Source organism: Streptomyces sp. NPDC002156 (assembly GCF_053593675.1).
Genome location: NZ_JBSFDA010000009.1, coordinates 1 through 20409 on the forward strand (window position 1 = coordinate 1; position 20409 = coordinate 20409).

Below are 20409 nucleotides of genomic sequence, written 5' to 3' on the forward strand. Positions count from 1 at the left end.
AGCGTGAGGGAAACGCCCGGTTACATTCCGAACCCGGAAGCTAAGCCTTACAGCGCCGATGGTACTGCAGGGGGGACCCTGTGGGAGAGTAGGACACCGCCGAACAAATATTGAAAGGGTTGGATCCTGAACTTCGGTTCGGGGTCCAACCCTTTTTTGTTGTGTGTCACTTGACGTTCACGTCGCGCGGCAACCATCCAGAGCATGGGTACTGCAGCAATGCTCAGGGCTGCCGGCGTCGGAGTCGGTGACGAGGTCGTCGTGCCGGCCTTCGGGAACGTGGAAGTCGCCGAGGCCGTGATCCAGGCCGGTGGGCTGCCGGTGTTCGTCGACATAGATCCGGTGACGTACTGCCTCGATCCGTCGGCTGTCGAGGCGGCCACAACTCCTCGGACGGCGGCTGTCGTTGTCGTACACCGCTTCGGGCGGCCGGCCGACATGGGGCGGATGCTTGAGGTCGGGCAGCGGCACGGGCTGTTGGTGCTGCAGCACGGGGAGTCCGAGGCACCGTACGACGAGATCGCTCAGCGGCGGCAGCGTGCGGCGTTTCTCGATCTCAAGTTGAGGGGTGTGCGGACGCCCGACGACGGCGACGGGCACACCTATCAGCAGTACGTCGTGCGGGTGCCCGGCAATGGGCGGCCCGATCGGGATGCCTTCGCTCGGGCCTTGCGGGCCAGGGGAGTTGACTGCCGGGTGCCGGTGAAGGCGCCGGTGCATCGCATGCCCGCGTTCCGGCGTTGTGTGTCGCTGCCCGAGACCGAGCTGGCTGCCTTCGAGACGTTGGCGCTGCCGGTGGACGCCTCGTTGACCAAGCGGGACATGCAGCGGATCGTGTCCGCGTGCAACTCGCTCGGGGGGCTGTTGCAGCCCGCGTACTGATCGTGCGGGCGTAGTTGGGAGCACGGGACTGTTCGGGGTATGATCTATTTCGTTGCCGCGAGGGAGACCTCGAAAAGTAACTGGCCCCCCTAGCTCAGTCGGCAGAGCGTCTCCATGGTAAGGAGAAGGTCAACGGTTCGATTCCGTTGGGGGGCTCCACGTAGAAGGCCCCGCCCAATTGGGCGGGGCCTTTCTCATGTCTGCCGTCAGTTCTTCTGGAGGCCCGGCACGCGCATCGCGAGGATCGCCATGTCGTCGGACGGGGCGTCGGAGGCGAAGCGTTCGACCGCGCGCATGATGCGGGCCGCCACCGCGCCGGCCGTCAGGCCCGTGCAGGTCTTGAGGACGTCCGTCAGGCCGTCGTCGCCCAGCATGCGGGTGCCCTCGCGGCGTTCCGTGACGCCGTCCGTGACGCAGAGGAGGACGTCGCCGGGGTCGAGGGTGATCGTCTGCTCGTACAGCTCCAGGTCCTCCAGGACGCCCAGGAGGGGCTGGGGCTCCGCTGCCGGTTCCACCGTGCCGTCCTGGCGCAGGCGGAGCGGGAGGGGGTGGCCGGCGCAGACGACCTTCAGTACGGCGCTGCCGTCCTCCTGCGGCCACAACTCGCCGTAGAGGAGGGTCAGGAAGCGGCTGCGGGCGCCCTCGTCGAGGATCGCGGAGTTGAGGCGCTCCAGGACCGCGGGGCCGCCGAAGCCCTCTCTCGCCAGCAGGCGGAGGGCGTGGCGGGCCAGGCCCGTCACCGCGGCGGCCTCCGGGCCCGTACCGCAGACGTCGCCGATGGCGAAGCCGTAGGCGCCGTCGCGGATGGGGAAGAGGTCGTAGAAGTCGCCGCCGACCTCGTTGCCCTCGCCGGCCGCGCGGTAGATGACCTCCACCTCGACGCCGTCGATCTCCGGCAACTCCGGGGGGAGGAGGCTGCGTTGGAGGGACTGGCTGATGGCGGTGCGTTCCGAGTAGAGGCGGGCGTTGTCCAGGGCAAGGGCGGCGCGGCGGCTCAGGTCCTCGGCCAGTTCCAGGATTTCCTGGCGGAAGTGTTCGTCCGTCGGCTTGCCGAGGGTGAGCATGCCGATCACGCGGTTGCGCGCGACCAGCGGGAGGACGACCGTCTCGCCGCCGACTGCCGCCGCCGTCGCGAGAGTTGTGCCGATGCCCGAGCTGACCGTGGTGGTGGGCGCGTTGAGGCCCAGGCTGCGCATGGAGGTGCGCAGGGCCGCCTGGTGGGCCGCCTCCGCGGGGGCAGACCACACGCGGGCGCCGGGCGTGGGTACCGGGTCCGGCGGGGAGATCTTCGAGAGAAGGGCCTTGAGGCCGTCGATGCGGTCCTCGTCCTCGTGCAGGACGTACGAGAGGTACGGATCCGAAGCCTGGTCGGCGATTGTGTAGACCGCGCACCAGGTGGCCAGGGTCGGGACCGTCATCTGGGCCATGAGGGCGAGGGTCTGGTCGCGGTCGAGCGTTCCCGCGAGGAGGTCGGAGGCCTCCACCAGGAAGCTCAGGGAGCCTCGGCGCAGGCGTTCCAGTTCGCCGAGGCGGGCCGACTCCACCGCCAACGCGATGCGGTCGGCGGCGAATTGGAGGCGCAGCGCCTCTTCGTTCGTATAGCGGCCCGGGGACTCCGCCGCGACGCCGAGGGAGCCGGTGAGGCGGCCCTCCACCTTCAGGGGGACCGTGACGACCGAGCGCATGCCTGTGCCGCTGAGGAGGGGGACGGCTCCGGGGACGGCCGAGAGGTCGTCGTGGACGGCCGGCATACGGGCCGAGCCGTAGCGGCCGGGGCCGGCCTCGACCGGGACGCGGGCGAAGCGCTGGCGGGCGGAGGGGAGGCCGGTCGAGGCCCGTACCTCCAACTCCGTTTCGTCGTCCGTGGCCAGGAGCAGGAAGGCGGAGTCGGCGTCGAGCATGTCGCGGGCGCGTTCCACCGTGCGCTGGAGGAGGCCGTCGAGGTCGTCCGGGGCCGGGGAGCCGATGAACACCTCGAAGGGGTCCGTGTTCGGGCCCTCGGAGGACGACGTCGAGTCGGACGAGCTGCCGCGCAACGGGGTCTGCAGGACCGCCCGTTCGTGGTCGCGGACAAGGAGGCAGACCGTCGAGGGCTCGCCGTCCGTGTCGCGGACGCGGAGGTGGGAGGCGTACACCGCGGTGACGCGGCCGTTGGCGCCCCTTATGCCGTAACTGCCTTCCCAGCGGGAGAGTTGGAGGGCCTCGACGATGCCGGTGCTGGTGCCGGGGGTGTGCGGCCAGGCGGCGAGGTCGGTGAGGGGTTTGCCGATGACCGACTCGGGTGCGTAGCCGAAGAGTTCCTCGGAGTCCTCGTTCCACGCGGCGATGGATCCGGCGCGGTCGATCTGGATGACCGCGACCCGGACGCGGCCGTCGGCCAGCGGGAGGAGGTCGGCGGGGAGGGGCGGGCCCGCGGAGCGGGTGCCCACCGCCCGGTGGGGGAGTTCGAGTTGGAACCAGACCTGTTTCTGTGTGGGCGTGTATTCGACGCCCCAGCGGCCGGCCAGCGCCGCGCACAACTGGAGACCGCGGCCTCCCTCCCGGTCGGGGCTGCCCATGTTGACGGGCGAGCCCTGGAGGGGGATCTCGCGCTCCGGGTAGCGGTCGGCCACCTCGATACGTACGCCGTCGTCACTGCGTAGACACAGGACGTCCGCGGAGGTGCCCGCGTGGATCACGGCGTTGGTGACCAGTTCGCTCGTGAGGACCACGGCGTCGTCGACGATGTCCGCGAAGCCCCAGCCCTGGAGGGTGTCGCGGACGAATGATCGGGCGGTCGCGACCGATCGCCCGACCGGGTCGAAGGTGGCTGCCGCGCGCGCGGTGATCACAGAACTCCTCGTCCGGTTGTCGGAGTGCGGCGTGCCGGGGCCGATCCGCTCCTGCCGGGGCAGGGTCTGGTTCCCCGTCGGCCGGGGATCCTGGGGTGCTTCCCCGGGATGCAGTCCGGTGGTCATGGTGCGGTGCCCCTCCGATGCCTGCCCGCTCGTGGTCGTGCCACCGCCCAGACCGGACGGACCGGTGTGGCTGGACAGCCGCATGCAAGGTTACTTACCTTCGCGGTCCATGCGGATGCAGGTCTGCAGTGTTTACGTCCCCAGAGTGTGCGGACGGTGTGCGAAGCTGCCGAACTGTTATGGCCGGGTTCGGACTGGGTGAAACACTGGGCAGGCTCCAGGAGAAGGTCTACGCACGGCAGGCAGTATCCGGGTACGCCCGAGTGATGGCAGAGCACGCAGAGCAGAAACGGTCGACCCCTTCGGGAGGGACACAGTGGAGTCTGGCGCAGCGACGCGGGGCACTAAGACGCGCGCGAAAGGCGGACAGTCCCTGAGCAACCGGCGCAAACCGCGCAACGGCACGACCGAGGTGGACACGGCTGCCCTGGACCGGCTCCTGTCGGCCCTGGAATCGATGCGTGACGGCAACTTCCGCAAGCGGCTCACGGTGTCCGGCGACGGTGTCATGTCGGAGATCGCGGCCGTTTTCAATGAGGTGGCCGACCGTAATCTGCACTTGACGGGTGAATTGTCGCGCGTACGGCGCATGGTGGGGCGCGAGGGCAAGCTGACCGAGCGGCTGGAGTCGGGGGCGAGCGAGGGCTCGTGGGCCGCCGCCATCGATGCCTCGAACGCTCTTGTCGACGATCTGGTACGTCCGGTCTCCGAGGTCGGCCGGGTGCTCAGCGCGGTCGCGGAGGGCGATCTGTCGCCCCGGATGGAGCTGCGGGCGCAGGCCGCCGACGGCAACGGGCATCCGCTGCGCGGGGAGTTCCTCAAGGTCGGGCGCACGGTCAACAACCTTGTCGACCAGTTGTCGACGTTCACCGACGAGGTCACGCGCGTGGCCAGCGAGGTCGGTACGGAGGGCAAGCTGGGCGGTCAGGCCCAGGTGCGCGGGATGTCCGGTTCGTGGCGGGACCTCACGGACTCGGTCAACACGATGGCGTACCGGCTGACGGCGCAGGTGCGGGACATCGCGCTGGTGACGACGGCGGTCGCGAAGGGTGACTTGTCCCGGAAGGTCACGGTTCACGTCGCCGGCGAGATGCTGGAGCTGAAGAACACCGTCAACACGATGGTCGATCAGCTGTCGTCCTTCTCCTCCGAGGTGACGCGAGTCGCGCGCGAGGTGGGTACCGAGGGCGAGCTGGGCGGCCAGGCGCAGGTGCCTGGTGTGGCGGGAGTGTGGAAAGACCTCACCGATTCGGTGAATCTTATGGCCGGCAACCTGACGGCCCAGGTGCGCGGGATCGCGCAGGTGACGACCGCGGTCGCCAATGGTGATCTGTCACAGAAGGTGACGGTTTCGGCGCGCGGTGAGGTCGCCCAGCTTGCCGAGACGATCAACCAGATGACGGAGACGCTGCGGACGTTCGCGGACGAGGTCACGCGCGTCGCCAACGAGGTCGGTGGCGAGGGGCGGCTCGGCGGGCAGGCGAACGTGCCGGGCGCTGCGGGGACATGGAAGGACCTGACGGACTCCGTCAACACGGTCTTCCGGAACCTCACCACCCAGGTGCGGGACATCGCCGCCGTGACGACGGCTGTGGCCAGCGGTGACCTGTCGCAGAAGGTCAGCGTCGAGGTCGCCGGCGAGATGCTGGAGCTGAAGAACACCGTCAACGGGATGGTTGACCAACTGTCCGCGTTCGGTGCCGAGGTGACCCGGGTGGCGCGGGAGATCGGCGTCGAGGGCGAGCTGGGCGGCCAGGCCGAGGTGCCCGGCGCCGCCGGTACGTGGAAGGACCTGACGGACTCCGTCAACACGGCGTTCAGGAACCTCACCGGACAGGTGAGGAACATCGCCCAGGTGACGACGGCGGTGGCCAATGGCGACCTGTCCCAGAAGGTCACCGTCGATGTGTCCGGCGAGATGCTCCAGCTGAAGAACACCGTGAACACGATGGTGGACCAGCTGTCGAGCTTCGCCGACCAGGTGACGCGGATGGCCCGTGACGTGGGTACGGAGGGTCGCCTCGGCGGTCAGGCACGTGTGGACGGTGTGTCCGGTACGTGGAAGGAACTCACCGACTCCGTCAACTTCATGGGTGGCAACCTGACTTCTCAGGTGCGGCAGATCGCCCAGGTGACGACGGCCGTGGCCCGGGGTGACCTGTCCCAGAAGATCGATGTCGACGCTCGCGGCGAGATCCTCGAGTTGAAGAACACGATCAACACCATGGTTGATCAACTCTCGGCCTTCGCCGACCAGGTGACCCGGGTCGCCCGTGATGTGGGTACGGAGGGCCGCCTCGGCGGTCAGGCGCAGGTGCCCGGTGTCGCCGGTGTGTGGCGCGACCTCACCGACTCCGTGAACGGCATGGCCGGCAACCTCACCGCCCAGGTGCGCAACATCGCGCAGGTGGCGACCGCGGTGGCCCGGGGTGACCTGTCCCAGAAGATCACCGTGGACGCGCGCGGGGAGATCCTGGAGCTGAAGAACACCCTGAACACGATGGTCGACCAGCTGTCGTCGTTCGCCCAGGAGGTCACGCGTGTGGCCCGTGAGGTGGGTACGGAGGGCATGCTCGGCGGTCAGGCCGAGGTGCAGGGTGTCTCCGGCACCTGGAAGGACCTCACGCAGTCCGTGAACTTCATGGCGAACAACCTGACGATCCAGGTGCGCAACATCGCCGAGGTGACGACCGCGGTCGCCAAGGGCGATCTGTCGAAGAAGATCACTGTTGACGCGAAGGGCGAGATTCTTGAGCTCGTCACGACGGTCAACACCATGGTTGATCAACTGTCGTCGTTCGCCGAGCAGGTGACGCGGGTCGCGCGCGAGGTGGGCACGGAGGGCATCCTCGGTGGCCAGGCCCACGCGTCGGGTGTCACGGGCATCTGGAAGGACCTCACCGACAACGTCAACCTGATGGCCAACAACCTGACCGTGCAGGTGCGGAACATCTCCCAGGTCGCGGCGGCCGTCGCCAACGGCGACCTGACGAGGACGGTGACGATCGAGGCGCGCGGCGAGGTCGCGCAGCTCGCCGACACCTTCAACACCATGGTGAAGACGCTGAGTTCGTTCGCCGACCAGGTCACCAAGGTGGCCCGTGAGGTGGGTACGGACGGCATCCTGGGCGGGCAGGCGCGCGTACCGGGTGTGTCGGGTACGTGGAAGGACCTCACCGAGTCGGTGAACGGGATGGCGTCCAACCTGACCGGGCAGGTGCGCAACATCGCGATGGTCACGACGGCCATCGCCAAGGGTGACTTGACGAAGAAGATCGACATTGACGCTCGCGGCGAGATCCTTGAGCTCAAGACGACGATCAACACCATGGTTGATCAACTGTCGTCCTTCGCCGAGGAGGTCACCCGAGTCGCCCGCGAGGTGGGTACAGAGGGCCAGCTCGGCGGTCAGGCACGCGTGCGTGACGTCGACGGCACCTGGCGCGACCTCACCGAGTCGGTGAACGAGATGGCCGGGAACCTGACCCGGCAGGTGCGTGCCATCGCGCGCGTGGCGACCGCGGTGACCCGCGGCGACCTCAACCTGAAGATCGACGTGGACGCCTCCGGCGAGATCCAGGAACTTCAGGACTACATCAACAAGATGATCGCCAACCTGCGCGACACCACGATCGCCAACAAGGAACAGGACTGGCTCAAGGGCAACCTGGCCCGGATCTCCGCCCTGATGCAGGGCCGCCGGGACCTCGACGACGTGGCTTCGCTGATCATGAGCGAGCTGACGCCGGTGGTCACCGCCCAGCACGGCGCGTTCTTCCTGGCGATGCAGACGGTCGACGCCAAGGACCCGGGAGGCGTCCCGGAGAACGCGTACGAACTGCGCATGCTCGGCTCGTACGGCTACTCCATGGGCTCCATGCCGACCTCGTTCCGGCCTGGTGAGGCACTGGTCGGAACAGCCGCCCAGGAGAAGCGCACGATCCTCGTGGAGAACGCGCCGAGCGGCTATCTGAAGATCTCCTCGGGGCTCGGCGAGGCGCCGCCCGCGCAGGTGATCGTGCTGCCGCTGCTGTTCGAGGGGAAGGTGCTCGGGGTCATCGAACTGGCGTCGTTCACGCCGTTCACGCAGATCCAGAAGGACTTCCTCAACCAGATCGCCGAGATGATCGCGACGAGCGTCAACACCATCTCCGTCAACACCAAGACGGAGGTGCTGCTGAAGCAGTCGCAGGAGCTGACCGAGCAGTTGAGGGAGCGTTCGGCCGAGTTGGAGAACCGGCAGAAGGCCCTCCAGTCGTCCAACGCGGAGCTGGAGGAGAAGGCCGAGCTGCTGGCCCAGCAGAACCGCGACATCGAGGTCAAGAACACGGAGATCGAGGAGGCACGGCAGGTCCTGGAGGAGCGCGCCGAGCAACTCGCCGTGTCGATGCGCTACAAGAGCGAGTTCCTCGCCAACATGTCGCACGAGCTGCGTACGCCGCTCAACTCGCTACTGATCCTGGCCAAGCTGCTCGCCGACAACGCGGACACCAACCTCACCCCGAAGCAGGTCGAGTTCGCCGAGACGATCCACGGGGCGGGCTCGGACCTGCTGCAGCTGATCAACGACATCCTCGACCTGTCGAAGGTCGAGGCGGGCAAGATGGACGTCTCCCCGACGCGCATCGCGCTCGTGCAGCTCGTCGACTACGTGGAGGCCACGTTCCGGCCGCTGACCGCGGAGAAGCGTCTCGACTTCTCCGTACGGGTCTCGCCCGACCTGCCCGCCACGCTGCACACCGACGAACAGCGGCTGCTCCAGGTGCTGCGCAACCTGCTGTCCAACGCGGTGAAGTTCACCGATACGGGAGCGGTCGAACTCGTCATCCGGCCGGCCGGTGCGGAGGTGCCGGTGGCCATCCGGGAGCAGTTGCTGGAGGCGGGCTCGCTGCGGGACGCGGACGCCGACATGATCGCGTTCTCGGTGACCGACACCGGCATCGGTATCGCGGCCAGCAAGATGCGGGTGATCTTCGAGGCGTTCAAGCAGGCGGACGGCACGACCAGTCGCAAGTACGGCGGTACGGGGCTGGGGCTGTCCATCTCGCGGGAGATCGCGCGGCTGCTCGGCGGCGAGATCCACGCGCAGAGCGAGCCGGGCCGCGGCTCGACGTTCACGCTGTATTTGCCGCTGCACCCGAGTGAACTGCCCCCGCAGGGCTACGCGCAGCTGACGCCCTCCCTGGAGGTCGGCGAACTGCTGGCCTCCGAGGCGGAGCTGGCCGGCGCGGACATCGAGACGCCGGCCGAGGTGAAGTCGTACCAGGAGGCGCAGAACGGGCCCGCAGCGCTCTTCAGGCGGCGCCGCAGGGCAGTGTCGGTGGCCGAACTGAACGCCTCCTCCAGGGCGAACGGCCATTGGGCGGCAGCGGGGGAGCAGGAGGCGGCGCAACAGCCGCGCCGGGGCATCCACTTCGACGGCGAGAAGGTGCTCATCGTCGACGACGACATCCGCAACGTGTTCGCGCTGACGAGCGTCCTGGAGCAGCACGGGCTGTCGGTGCTGTACGCCGAGAACGGCCGGGAAGGCATCGAAGTCCTGGAACAGCACGACGATGTGACAGTCGTACTGATGGACATCATGATGCCGGAGATGGATGGATACGCGACGACCACGGCGATCCGCAGGATGCCGCAGTTCGCCGGGCTGCCGATCATCGCGCTGACCGCGAAGGCGATGAAGGGCGACCGGGAGAAGGCGATCGAGTCGGGGGCCTCGGACTATGTGACCAAGCCCGTCGACCCCGATCACCTGCTGTCGGTGATGGAGCAGTGGATGCGGGAGGAGTGACGGCTGAGCTGGGTGTTTCCGACGCGAGGGCGGGAACCTCCGGTGTTCACCCGGAGTTGCTGACTCAGTGTGGCCGAAGCCGTGTAGAAGTACGGGATTCGGGGAACCTTCTGGTCTCCCGCTACGTTTCTGCTACGTGCACAGTGACATCGCGGTGACAGGGTGTGGCGACAGGCGGGGTGCGGCTACCATGACCGGCACGAGGACGGGCGGCGCAAGGGAGCCGTCCCCTGGGGCGGCGCGCGGTGGTGCCGCCCCAAGTCCTGAGGACAGGGGAGGCCCCAAGCCGGGGCGAGGAGGGCGGGCCATGGTGCAGAAGGCCAAGATCCTCCTGGTCGATGACCGGCCGGAGAATCTGCTGGCGCTGGAGGCCATCCTCTCTGCGTTGGATCAGACACTGGTGCGGGCATCGTCCGGGGAGGAAGCGCTCAAGGCACTTCTGACGGACGACTTCGCGGTCATTCTGCTGGACGTCCAGATGCCGGGCATGGACGGCTTCGAAACGGCCGCGCACATCAAGCGGCGGGAGCGGACCCGGGACATCCCGATCATCTTCCTCACCGCGATCAACCACGGTCCGCACCACACCTTCCGGGGATACGCGGCGGGTGCGGTGGACTACATCTCCAAGCCGTTCGACCCATGGGTGCTGCGGGCGAAGGTCTCGGTGTTCGTCGAGCTGTACATGAAGAACTGCCAACTCCGTGAGCAGGCCGCCCTGTTGCGGCTCCAGCTGGAGGGCGGTGGCGGCAAGGCGGCGGTCGGTGCGGCCAAGGAGCCGGCGGGGCTGCTCGCCGAACTGTCCGCGCGGCTCGCAGCCGTCGAGGAACAGGCCGAGGCGCTGTCCAAACAGCTCGACGACGAGTCGGCGGACGCGGCGGCGGTGGCCACGGCGGCCCATCTCGAACGCAAACTGACCGGCCTGCGCCGGGCTCTGGACGCGCTCGAACCGGGAACCGGGAGCGGGGCACCCTCGGTGCCGTCGCAGAACTGACCCGTACACGGGTCGTCACTTCCCGCACCGAAGTCGTCGAACTCACCCGTGCGTGGGCGTAGTTGCGCGTGAGCGCGCGTCAGTTTCGCGCTCACGCCAGGGCGACACGAACGGGTGAAGCAGTTACACACGTGTCGGCTGTCGCCTCCACCGGTAACCTCACACACATGGCCCCACGTCCTTCCGCAGCCAAGAAGCCGCCCGCGAAGAAGGCAGCCGCGTCCGCGAAGGCTCCGGCGAAGAAGGCCGCGGCGAAAAAAGCCCCCGCGAAGAGGGCGCCCGCCAAGAAGACAGCGGCGAAGAAGGCCGCCCCCGCTCCGGCGCCCAGCCCGACCGGGGGCGTCTACCGCCTCGTACGCGCCCTGTGGCTCGGTATCGCGCACGCCGTCGGTGCCGTGTTCCGCGGGATAGGGCAGGGCGCGAAGAACCTCGACCCGGCACACCGGAAGGACGGCGTGGCACTGCTGTTGCTCGCCCTCGCGCTGATCGTCGCCGCGGGCACCTGGTCCAACCTGCGCGGTCCCGTCGGTGACCTCGTCGAGATGCTGGTCACCGGCGCGTTCGGCCGGCTCGACCTGCTGGTGCCGATACTGCTGGCGGTCATCGCCGTACGGTTCATCCGGCACCCCGAGAAGCCCGAGGCCAACGGCCGGATCGTCATCGGGCTTTCCGCGCTCGTCATCGGTGTGCTCGGGCAGGTCCACATCGCTTGCGGTGCCCCCGCGCGCAGCGAGGGCATGCAGGCGATAAGGGACGCCGGCGGGCTCATCGGCTGGGGAGCGGCCACCCCGCTGACGTACACCATGGGCCAGGTCCTCGCCGTACCGCTGCTGGTGCTGCTCACCGTGTTCGGGCTGCTCGTGGTCACCGCGACGCCCGTCAACGCGATTCCGCAGCGGCTGCGGCAACTCGGGGTTCGGCTCGGCATCCTCCACGACCCCGAGGACGACGCGTTCTCCGAGGACGACGAGCAGTACGAGGACCAGTGGCGCGAGTCGCTGCCCGCGCGCTCCCGCAGGCGCGGGTCCGCCCCCGAGGCGTACGACCCCGACAGCGCCGAGCAGGACGCGCTCTCCAAGCGCCGGAGCCGCCCCAGGCGCTCCGTACGGCAGCCCGACCCCGGGCGGCCGATGGACGCCGTGGACGTCGCCGCAGCGGCCGCCGCAGCCCTCGACGGGGCCGTTCTGCACGGCATGCCGCCCTCGCCGATCGTCGCCGACCTCACCCAGGGGGTGAGCGCGGGCGGCGACCGCGAGGAGACGACCCCGACACCCACTCCCGTACCGGCGGCGCGGCCCAAGCAGGAGAAGCTCAAGGCGGAGCCGGTCAAGGCCGCGGTCGCGGACCTCACGAAGGCGCCGCCGGAGGAGATGCGCGACCTGCCGCCGCGCGCCGAACAGCTCCAGCTCTCCGGGGACATCACCTACTCGCTGCCCTCGCTCGACCTCCTGGAGCGCGGCGGGCCCGGCAAGACCCGCAGCGCGGCGAACGATGCGGTGGTCGCCTCCCTCACGAACGTCTTCATGGAGTTCAAGGTCGACGCCGCGGTCACCGGCTTCACCCGCGGTCCGACGGTCACGCGGTACGAGGTCGAACTGGGCCCCGCGGTGAAGGTCGAGCGGATCACCGCCCTCGCCAAGAACATCGCGTACGCCGTCGCAAGCCCCGACGTGCGGATCATCAGCCCGATCCCCGGCAAGTCGGCGGTCGGCATCGAGATCCCCAACACCGACCGCGAGATGGTCAACCTGGGGGACGTGCTCCGGCTGGCCGACGCTGCCGAGGACGACCACCCGATGCTGGTCGCGCTCGGCAAGGACGTCGAGGGCGGCTATGTGATGGCCAACCTCGCCAAGATGCCGCACATGCTCGTCGCAGGTGCGACCGGTTCCGGCAAATCGTCCTGCATCAACTGCCTGATCACATCGATCATGGTCCGGGCGACCCCTGAGGACGTCCGCATGGTCCTCGTCGACCCGAAGCGCGTCGAGCTGACCGCGTACGAGGGCATCCCGCACCTGATCACGCCGATCATCACCAACCCGAAGCGGGCTGCGGAGGCGCTGCAGTGGGTCGTACGGGAAATGGATCTGCGGTACGACGATCTGGCCGCGTTCGGATTCCGGCACATCGACGACTTCAACGAGGCCATTAGGAACGGCAAGGTGAAGCTGCCCGAGGGCAGTGAGCGCGAGCTGTCGCCGTACCCGTACCTGCTGGTGATCGTCGACGAGCTGGCCGACCTGATGATGGTGGCCCCCAGGGACGTCGAGGACGCCATCGTGCGCATCACGCAGCTCGCGCGCGCGGCCGGCATCCACCTGGTCCTCGCCACGCAGCGGCCCTCTGTTGATGTGGTGACCGGGTTGATCAAGGCGAACGTGCCGTCGAGGCTCGCCTTCGCCACCTCCTCCCTGGCCGACTCCCGGGTCATCCTGGACCAGCCCGGCGCCGAGAAGCTGATCGGCAAGGGCGACGGGCTGTTCCTGCCGATGGGCGCCAACAAGCCCACCCGTATGCAGGGCGCCTTCGTGACCGAGGACGAGGTCGCGGTCGTCGTCCAGCACTGCAAGGACCAGATGGCGCCGGTCTTCCGGGACGACGTCACCGTGGGCACCAAGCAGAAGAAGGAGATCGACGAGGAGATCGGCGACGACCTCGAACTGCTGTGCGCAGCGGCCGAACTCGTCGTCAGCAGCCAGTTCGGATCCACGTCGATGCTCCAGCGCAAGCTGCGGGTCGGATTCGCCAAGGCGGGGCGGCTGATGGACCTCATGGAGACGCGGGGGATCGTCGGGCCGAGCGAGGGCTCCAAGGCGCGTGACGTTCTTGTGAAGGCTGACGGTCTGGACGAGATGCTCGCGGTGATTCGTGGGGAGACTGAGTCCTAGGGACTCGCCCGGTGTGCGGCGTCCGTGTGTGCGGCAACCGGGTGGTCGATCGTGACTCACTCGTAAGGGATCATTGGGCAACCGTTTCCCTTCCGCGTACGTCAAGTTGAGGGAGGCGGCAGACCGTTGCCTCACCATGACCTGACCATCGGCGTGTCCTGGCCATTCCGATGGCGTACAAAGTCCCTCCGCCCAGTTGCCCCACCCTTTCCGAACCCCCCTAAACTGAACCTCCAGCACAGGTGGCTAAACGCTCGAAAGGCGCCCCCGTGTCCATCGGCAACTCTCCACAAGGCGAGCGTCCGTTCGAAGAAGACCGCGACGACCGCGAGGAAGCAGCCCGCCCCTCGATCGGTCGCGCCCTCCAGCAGGCCCGTATCGCGGCCGGGCTGACCGTCGACGACGTCAGCTCCGCCACCCGGGTCCGGATCGCCATCGTGCACGCGATCGAACAGGACGACTTCGACGCCTGCGGCGGAGACGTCTACGCGCGCGGGCACATCCGAACTCTCGCTCGCGCCGTCCACCTCGATCCCGAACCGCTGCTCGCGGAGTTCGCCGACGCCCGCGGCGGGCGTCCGGCGCCGACCCCGGCCGCACCCCTGTTCGAGGCGGAACGCATCCGCCCCGAGCGGCGCGGTCCGAACTGGACCGCGGCGATGGTCGCCGCGATCGTCGCCGTGATCGGCTTCGTCGGCTTCACCCTGGTCAACGGGGGCGACGACAACGAGGGCACGCAGGCAGGCGTCGCCGAGGGCACCACGCCCACGGCCAGCCAATCGGCCTCGCCCACACCCAAGAAGGACAAGCCCGCCGACCCGAAACCGGACCCGTCGGACAGCGCGATCGCGGCGGCCCCGCGCGACAAGGTGACCGTCCAGGTGAGCGCCGCGGACGGGCGCAGCTGGATCTCCGCCAAGGACCACAACGGCCGGCTGCTCTTCGACGGCCTGCTCAAGCAGGGTCAGTCCCAGACCTTCCAGGACAACGAGGAGATCAACCTCGTCCTGGGCGACGCGGGCGCGATCCAGCTGTACGTGAACGGCAAGAAGATCGAGGACGAGTTCCAGCCGGGAGCCGTCGAGCGGCTCACCTACACGAAGGGCGACCCCGAGGTCGGCTGAGCGACAGCGCGCTTACACGGTTCACAGGTACGGGGCTGGCCCAGACGGGGCCAGCCCCGTCGACGTGGGGTGTCAGTGGGACGAAGTAGTCTTGAGCCCATGCCTGAACGCCGTACCGTCGCACTCGTCACCCTTGGCTGCGCCCGTAACGAGGTGGACTCGGAGGAGCTCGCAGGCCGCTTGGAGGCGGACGGCTGGCAACTCGTGGAGGACGCCGAGGACGCGGACGTCGCTGTCGTCAACACCTGTGGCTTCGTCGAGGCCGCCAAGAAGGACTCCGTCGACGCCCTCCTGGAGGCCAACGACCTCAAGGGGCACGGCAGAACCCAGGCCGTCGTGGCGGTGGGCTGCATGGCCGAGCGGTACGGCAAGGAACTCGCCGAGGCCCTCCCCGAGGCCGACGGCGTGCTCGGCTTCGACGACTACGCCGACATCTCCGACCGCCTGCAGACCATCCTGAACGGCGGCATCCACGCCTCGCACACCCCGCGCGACCGGCGCAAGCTGCTGCCGATCAGCCCGGCGGCGCGGCAGAGCGCGGGTGCGGGGGTCGCTCTTCCGGGGCACGGCACAGCCACGGACGCTGACGCCGCACCGGTGGAGCCCGTCGAGGCCCCCGCCGACCTTCCCGAAGGTGTCGCCCCGGTCTCCGGACCGCGTGCGCCGCTGCGCCGGCGGCTCGACGGCGCGCCCGTCGCCTCGGTGAAGCTCGCCTCCGGCTGCGACCGGCGCTGCTCCTTCTGCGCCATCCCGTCCTTCCGCGGCTCCTTCATCTCGCGCCGCCCGAGCGACGTGCTGAACGAGACCAGGTGGCTCGCCGAGCAGGGCGTCAAGGAGGTCATGCTCGTCTCCGAGAACAACACCTCGTACGGCAAGGACCTGGGCGACATCCGTCTCCTGGAGTCGCTGCTGCCCGAGCTGGCGGACGTCGACGGCATCGAGCGCGTGCGCGTGAGCTACCTCCAGCCCGCCGAGATGCGCCCGGGGCTCATCGACGTACTGACCTCGACCCCGAAGATCGCCCCCTACTTCGACCTCTCCTTCCAGCACTCCGCGCCCGACGTGCTGCGCGCGATGCGGCGCTTCGGTGACACCGACCGTTTCCTGGAGCTGCTCGACACCATCCGGAGCAAGGCCCCGCAGGCCGGCGTGCGGTCCAACTTCATCGTGGGCTTCCCCGGTGAGACCGAGGCCGACCTGGCGGAGCTGGAGCGGTTCCTGAACAACGCGCGCCTGGACGCCATCGGTGTCTTCGGCTACTCCGACGAGGACGGCACGGAAGCGGCGACGTACGAGAACAAGCTGGACGAGGACGTCGTCGCGGCTCGGCTCGCCCGGGTCTCCCGGCTGGCCGAGGAGCTGGTCTCGCAGCGCGCCGAGGAGCGCGTCGGCGAGACCTTGCGGGTGCTGGTCGAATCGGTCGGCGGCGAGGAGGGCGCGTACGGCCGTGGTGAGCACCAGGCGCCGGAGACGGACGGCCAGGTGCTGTTCACCAACTTCGCGGACTTCGAGGGCCTCACGGGCGGCGAAGGCCTGAGCGTCGGCCGTATCGTCGAGGCCAAGGTGGTCGGTACGGAAGGTGTCGACCTGGTGGCCGAGCTGCTCCCGGGCTCGCTCGGCTCGCTCGCGTGTTCGGAGTCAGAGGAGGCGGCCAGATGACCGGAGTCCCGGCATCCGCAGCGGGCGGCTCCTCCAGCGCGCGGAACGCCAAGGGCGTGCCGGGAGCGGTGGGTGTGCCGGGCGCGTTGGGTGCCACCGGGGTCTCCGGTTCCTCGGTCGCCTCTGGGCCCGTCGGGTCCGCTGTCGGCCCTGCGGCGGCAGGGGCGCCCTCCCTCGACTCCGGGGATTCCGGTGCTCAGGGGGGTGTGAAGGCAGTGCGCGGCGGGAAGCTGGGCGCCGCGGCCGTCAATCAGGCCAGCCTCTGGAACATCGCGAACATTCTTACGATGATCCGGCTGCTCCTTGTGCCGGGCTTCGTCGCCCTGATGCTGGCCGACGGTGGGTACGACCCGGCGTGGCGCTCGCTCGCCTGGGCGGCCTTCGCCGTCGCCATGATCACCGACATCTTCGACGGCCATCTGGCACGTACGTACGACCTCGTCACCGACTTCGGGAAGATCGCCGACCCCATCGCCGACAAGGCGATCATGGGCGCGGCGCTGATCTGTCTCTCCGCGCTCGGTGATCTGCCGTGGTGGGTGACCGGTGTGATCCTCGGGCGTGAACTCGGGATCACCCTGCTGCGCTTCGTCGTGATCCGGTACGGGGTGATCCCCGCGAGCCGCGGCGGCAAGGTCAAGACGCTCACGCAGGGCGTGGCCGTCGGGATGTACGTCCTGGCGCTGACGGGTCCGCTGGCGACACTGAGGTTCTGGGTGATGGCCGCGGCGGTCGTGCTGACCGTGGTGACCGGGCTCGACTATGTAAGACAGGCCATTGTGCTGCGCAGGCAGGGAATCGCCGAGCGCGAGGCCGCGTCGGTGGAGGCGGAACGGTGAGTTCCGTGGCCGCCGACGTGGTGAGACTACTGACGGTGAGGGGTGAGACGCTCGCTGTCGCGGAGTCCCTCACGGGCGGTCTCGTTGCGGCGGAGATCACATCGGTGCCCGGAGCCTCCAAGGCGTTCCGGGGCGCGGTGACGGCGTACGCGACCGAACTGAAGCACCGGGTGCTCGATGTCGACGCCACCCTGCTGGCCACCCGAGGAGCGGTGGATCCGCAGGTCGCGGCCCAGATGGCGGCCGGAGTCCGCAGGGTTCTCGGCGCCGACTGGGGCATCGCGACGACCGGTGTGGCCGGCCCGGAACCTCAGGACGGGCAGCCCGTCGGGACGGTTTTCGTGGCCGTGGACGGCCCTTTCGGAGCGGACTCCGGCGCCGAAGGTGGCGGAAAAGTGGCGTCCCTGCGGTTGAACGGCTCCCGGGCGGAAATTCGTATGGAGAGTGTACGGAGCGTACTCGCACTCCTCCTGGAGGGGATTGCGGGCGAACAGACCGGGAACGAGCGGGCACAGGATACGGAACAGAACGGGGGGACCTGATGTTTGCAGCCCTGAGTGAACACGACATCGCTCCCCGCACGGCCGCGGCGCAAGGCGGTACGGTGGGGCGTGAAGGATGCGGCTACACGGTCCGAGGAGGGAGCCACCGATGATTCTGCTCCGTCGCCTGTTGGGTGACGTGCTGCGTCGGCAGCGCCAGCGCCAGGGCCGTACTCTGCGCGAAGTCTCCTCGTCCGCCCGAGTCTCACTCGGCTATCTCTCCGAGGTGGAGCGGGGGCAGAAGGAGGCATCCTCCGAGCTGCTGTCCGCGATCTGCGACGCGCTGGACGTACGGATGTCCGAGCTCATGCGGGAAGTGAGCGATGAGCTCGCCCTCGCCGAGCTGGCCCAGTCTGCTGCGGCCAACGAGCCTGTACCCACGCCGGTGCGTCCAATGCTCGGTTCCGTCTCGGTGGCCGGTGTGCCACCGGAACGGGTGACCATCAAGGCGCCCGCCGAGGCGGTGGATGTCGTCGCCGCCTGAGGTGCACGAACAGCACGACCAGTGAGTGTGTGAGAGCCCCGGCCGGGGTTTCTCCGGGGAGACCCGGGAGAGCGCGGTCGGGGTTTTCGCGTTGTGCGGACTCTCGGGGGCTGTCCACATGGGTGCGTTTGCCGGTGTGTCGTGGGGCCGTCATGGTGGGGAGGAGGCGGGCGCGTCCGGGGTCCCGGACTGTCGCGGCTGGGATTGCGGTGCGCCTCTGTGCCGGTGATGCGCCCTGTTTGCGGGTGAGCGTGGCGTTCTAGCGTGAGGCTGGAGGTGAGCCATGGCGGTGCGGATAGTTCGCTGGGGGGCGCTGCTGGGGCTCGGTGCCGTGTGGTGGTGGGCCGTACTGCGGCTCGCGCTGGCACCCGGGGCGGGGGTGCTGGAGGGGGCGGTCGCGGCCGGGGGGTGGGGGCTGAGTCTGTTGCCGGTGCACTGTGTGCCGAAGGCGCGGGTGGGGCGGGCGGTGCGCGGGGCGGGGGCCGCGGGTGTCGCAGTGGCGATTGCGGGGCGGGCTGACGGGGGTGTCGGCCGGAGCGCCGGTGGGGAAGCCGGTTCTACCACGGCATCGCTACGCCGCCATTCGGGCGGAGGATCTGGCCCGTCGTGAACGCCGACGCGTCGGACGCCAGGTGCAGCACCGCGTGGGCGACCTCCTCCGGTTCGCCGACCCGGCCCAGCGGGGCCATCCGGGACATCAGCGCCTCGGTGTGCGCCTGTGCCTCGCCGTCGTGGCGGTCGGTCATCGGCGTACGGATCCAGCCGGGCGCGACGGCGTTGACGCGGATGCCGTGGCGTCCGATCTCGGCGGCCAGCGTCTTCGTCAGCTGGACGACCGCCGCCTTCGCCACGCCGTAGCAGAGCAGGCCGGGGTTGCCGGTGTCGACGGCGCCCGAGGCCATGGTGACGATGCTGCCCCTGGTGTTCCGGGCGATCATCAGGCGGGCCGCCTCCTGGCAGGCGTACAGCACGCCCTTGAAGTTGACGCCCAGGACCCGGTCCAGATCCTCGTCGCGGGTCTCCAGTACGGGGCTGCTGTGCATGATCCCGGCGACCGCCGCCATGACGTCCAGTTGCTCGCACGCGGCCACGGCCTGCCGGACCTGGGCCCGGTCGGTGACGTCCAGGTGGTGGGTACGGGCCGTGCCGCCCATGCCCTTGATCAGGGTCGCCGTCTCGTGCAGCCCCTGCGCGTCCCGGTCGGCGCAGTGCACCATGGCGCCCGCTTCGGCGAGCAGTACGGCGGATGCGCGTCCGATGCCGCTGGCGGCCCCGGTGACGAATGCGGTGCGTCCGGTGAGGTCGTACGCCTGTACGGGCATGCTGGGACGGTACGAGGGTTTCTGACGGGTCGTCAACTAGTTGTGTGTGGTGTCAGGTGTACGGGTCAGTTGTACGGGGGTGACTTGCGCCGGGCTCGCGCGGTGCCGGGGGCTGGGGCCGGGCCCGGTTGGCAGGTCGGGCACCAGTAGGTAGGGCGTTCGCGGGAGCCGTCGCCCTGGTCGGCGACGCGGATCGGGGTGCGGCAGCGCAGACAGGGGCGGGGTGCGCGGCCGTACACGAAGAGGTCCTGGCCGCGCAGGCCCGTCGTACTGCGGACCGGGCGGTCCCGGTTGGCTTCGAGGAGTTTCTTCGCGAGCGCGGGCAGCTTCGAGGTGCGGTCGGCGGGCAGGTCGCCGAGGGGGAGCCATGGGGTGACGCCCAGGAGGAAGCACAGCTCGCTCTTGTAGACGTTGCCGATGCCGGCGAGATTGCGCTGGTCGAGCAGGGCCTCGCCGAGGGGGCGGGCGGGGGCCGCGAGGAGGTTGGCGAGGGCCTGGTCGGGGTCCCAGTCGGGGCCCAGAAGGTCGGGGCCGAGGTGGCCGACGGCGCGGTGTTCGTCGGTGGTGCGGAGGAGTTCGAGTACGGGAAGGCGGTAGCCGACGGCGGTGCGGTCCGCGGTGCCGAGGATCGCCCGGATCTGGTGCGAGGGGCCGCCGCTCCAGCGACTGCCGTTCTCGTACACCTTCCAGGAGCCGTCCATCCGCAGATGCGAGTGGAGGGTCAGGCCGCCCTCGACACGGGTGAGGAGGTGCTTGCCGCGCGGGGTGACCTCCAGGACGGTGCGGCCGGTGAGGTCGGCAATGGCGTACTTGGGCACGCGGAGGTCGGAGCGGGTCAGCACCTTCCCGGCGAGCGCGGTGTGCAGTCTCGTCGCGGCCTGCCAGACAGTGTCACCTTCGGGCATGGGACCAGGGTGGCATGTC

12 protein-coding genes, 1 tRNA gene and 1 rRNA gene are annotated in these 20409 nt (G+C 69.1%); 11 read left to right on the forward strand and 3 right to left on the reverse strand.

Going from position 1 to position 20409, the window contains the following annotated elements:
* From rrf to ACWCRB_RS06490, 3 genes are all read left to right on the forward strand, one after another.
* Positions 1-105 (forward strand): 5S ribosomal RNA (rrf, locus tag ACWCRB_RS06480); the annotation flags it as partial.
* A 114-nt stretch (positions 106-219) separates the two neighbouring features.
* Positions 220-882 (forward strand): DegT/DnrJ/EryC1/StrS family aminotransferase, encoded by a 663-nt coding sequence (locus ACWCRB_RS06485; protein WP_450995023.1) that lies wholly within the window; start codon positions 220-222, stop codon positions 880-882.
* Positions 883-965: 83 nt separating this feature from the next.
* Positions 966-1041 (forward strand) — tRNA-Thr (locus ACWCRB_RS06490).
* 47 nt (positions 1042-1088) lie between these two features.
* Here the strand turns inward: ACWCRB_RS06490 and ACWCRB_RS06495 are convergent.
* Positions 1089-3839, reverse strand: coding sequence for a SpoIIE family protein phosphatase (locus ACWCRB_RS06495; protein WP_450995024.1), 2751 nt, complete (start codon positions 3837-3839; stop codon positions 1089-1091).
* A gap of 316 nt (positions 3840-4155) precedes the next feature.
* Here ACWCRB_RS06495 and ACWCRB_RS06500 point away from each other — a divergent pair, with 316 nt between their 5' ends.
* The 8 genes from ACWCRB_RS06500 (at position 4156) to ACWCRB_RS06535 (ending at position 18163) form a co-directional block, all read left to right on the forward strand.
* Positions 4156-9630: a HAMP domain-containing protein gene (locus tag ACWCRB_RS06500; RefSeq protein WP_450994961.1), complete on the forward strand. Its 5475-nt coding sequence runs from the start codon at positions 4156-4158 to the stop codon at positions 9628-9630.
* A gap of 307 nt (positions 9631-9937) precedes the next feature.
* Positions 9938-10624, forward strand: a complete 687-nt coding sequence (locus tag ACWCRB_RS06505; RefSeq protein WP_235474458.1) for a response regulator — start codon at positions 9938-9940, stop codon at positions 10622-10624.
* A 167-nt stretch (positions 10625-10791) separates the two neighbouring features.
* Complete coding sequence (locus ACWCRB_RS06510) at positions 10792-13515, forward strand: DNA translocase FtsK (RefSeq protein ID WP_450994962.1); 2724 nt, start codon at positions 10792-10794, stop codon at positions 13513-13515.
* Between the two features lie 269 nt (positions 13516-13784).
* Positions 13785-14639, forward strand: coding sequence for a helix-turn-helix domain-containing protein (locus tag ACWCRB_RS06515; protein WP_450994963.1), 855 nt, complete (start codon positions 13785-13787; stop codon positions 14637-14639).
* A gap of 99 nt (positions 14640-14738) precedes the next feature.
* Positions 14739-16298 carry a 30S ribosomal protein S12 methylthiotransferase RimO gene (gene rimO, locus ACWCRB_RS06520; RefSeq protein ID WP_450994964.1) on the forward strand — a complete coding sequence of 520 codons (1560 nt, stop codon included), beginning with the start codon at positions 14739-14741 and terminating at the stop codon, positions 16296-16298.
* On the forward strand, positions 16295-17137 hold the full coding sequence (pgsA, locus tag ACWCRB_RS06525) for a CDP-diacylglycerol--glycerol-3-phosphate 3-phosphatidyltransferase (protein WP_450994965.1): 843 nt from the start codon (positions 16295-16297) through the stop codon (positions 17135-17137). The genes rimO and pgsA overlap by 4 nt, the downstream gene beginning before the upstream one ends.
* Positions 17134-17679, forward strand: coding sequence for a CinA family protein (locus ACWCRB_RS06530; RefSeq protein ID WP_450994966.1), 546 nt, complete (start codon positions 17134-17136; stop codon positions 17677-17679). Before pgsA ends, ACWCRB_RS06530 begins: the two co-directional genes overlap by 4 nt.
* Positions 17680-17788: 109 nt before the next feature.
* Entirely contained in the window at positions 17789-18163 is a 375-nt protein-coding gene (locus tag ACWCRB_RS06535; RefSeq protein WP_235474452.1) for a helix-turn-helix domain-containing protein, read from the forward strand.
* A 557-nt stretch (positions 18164-18720) separates the two neighbouring features.
* Here the strand turns inward: ACWCRB_RS06535 and ACWCRB_RS06540 are convergent.
* Both ACWCRB_RS06540 and ACWCRB_RS06545 read right to left on the reverse strand, forming a co-directional pair.
* Complete coding sequence (locus ACWCRB_RS06540) at positions 18721-19485, reverse strand: SDR family NAD(P)-dependent oxidoreductase (protein WP_450994967.1); 765 nt, start codon at positions 19483-19485, stop codon at positions 18721-18723.
* Between the two features lie 65 nt (positions 19486-19550).
* Positions 19551-20390, reverse strand: a complete 840-nt coding sequence (locus ACWCRB_RS06545) for an Fpg/Nei family DNA glycosylase (RefSeq protein ID WP_450994968.1) — start codon at positions 20388-20390, stop codon at positions 19551-19553.
* Between the last annotated feature and the right edge of the window lie 19 nt (positions 20391-20409).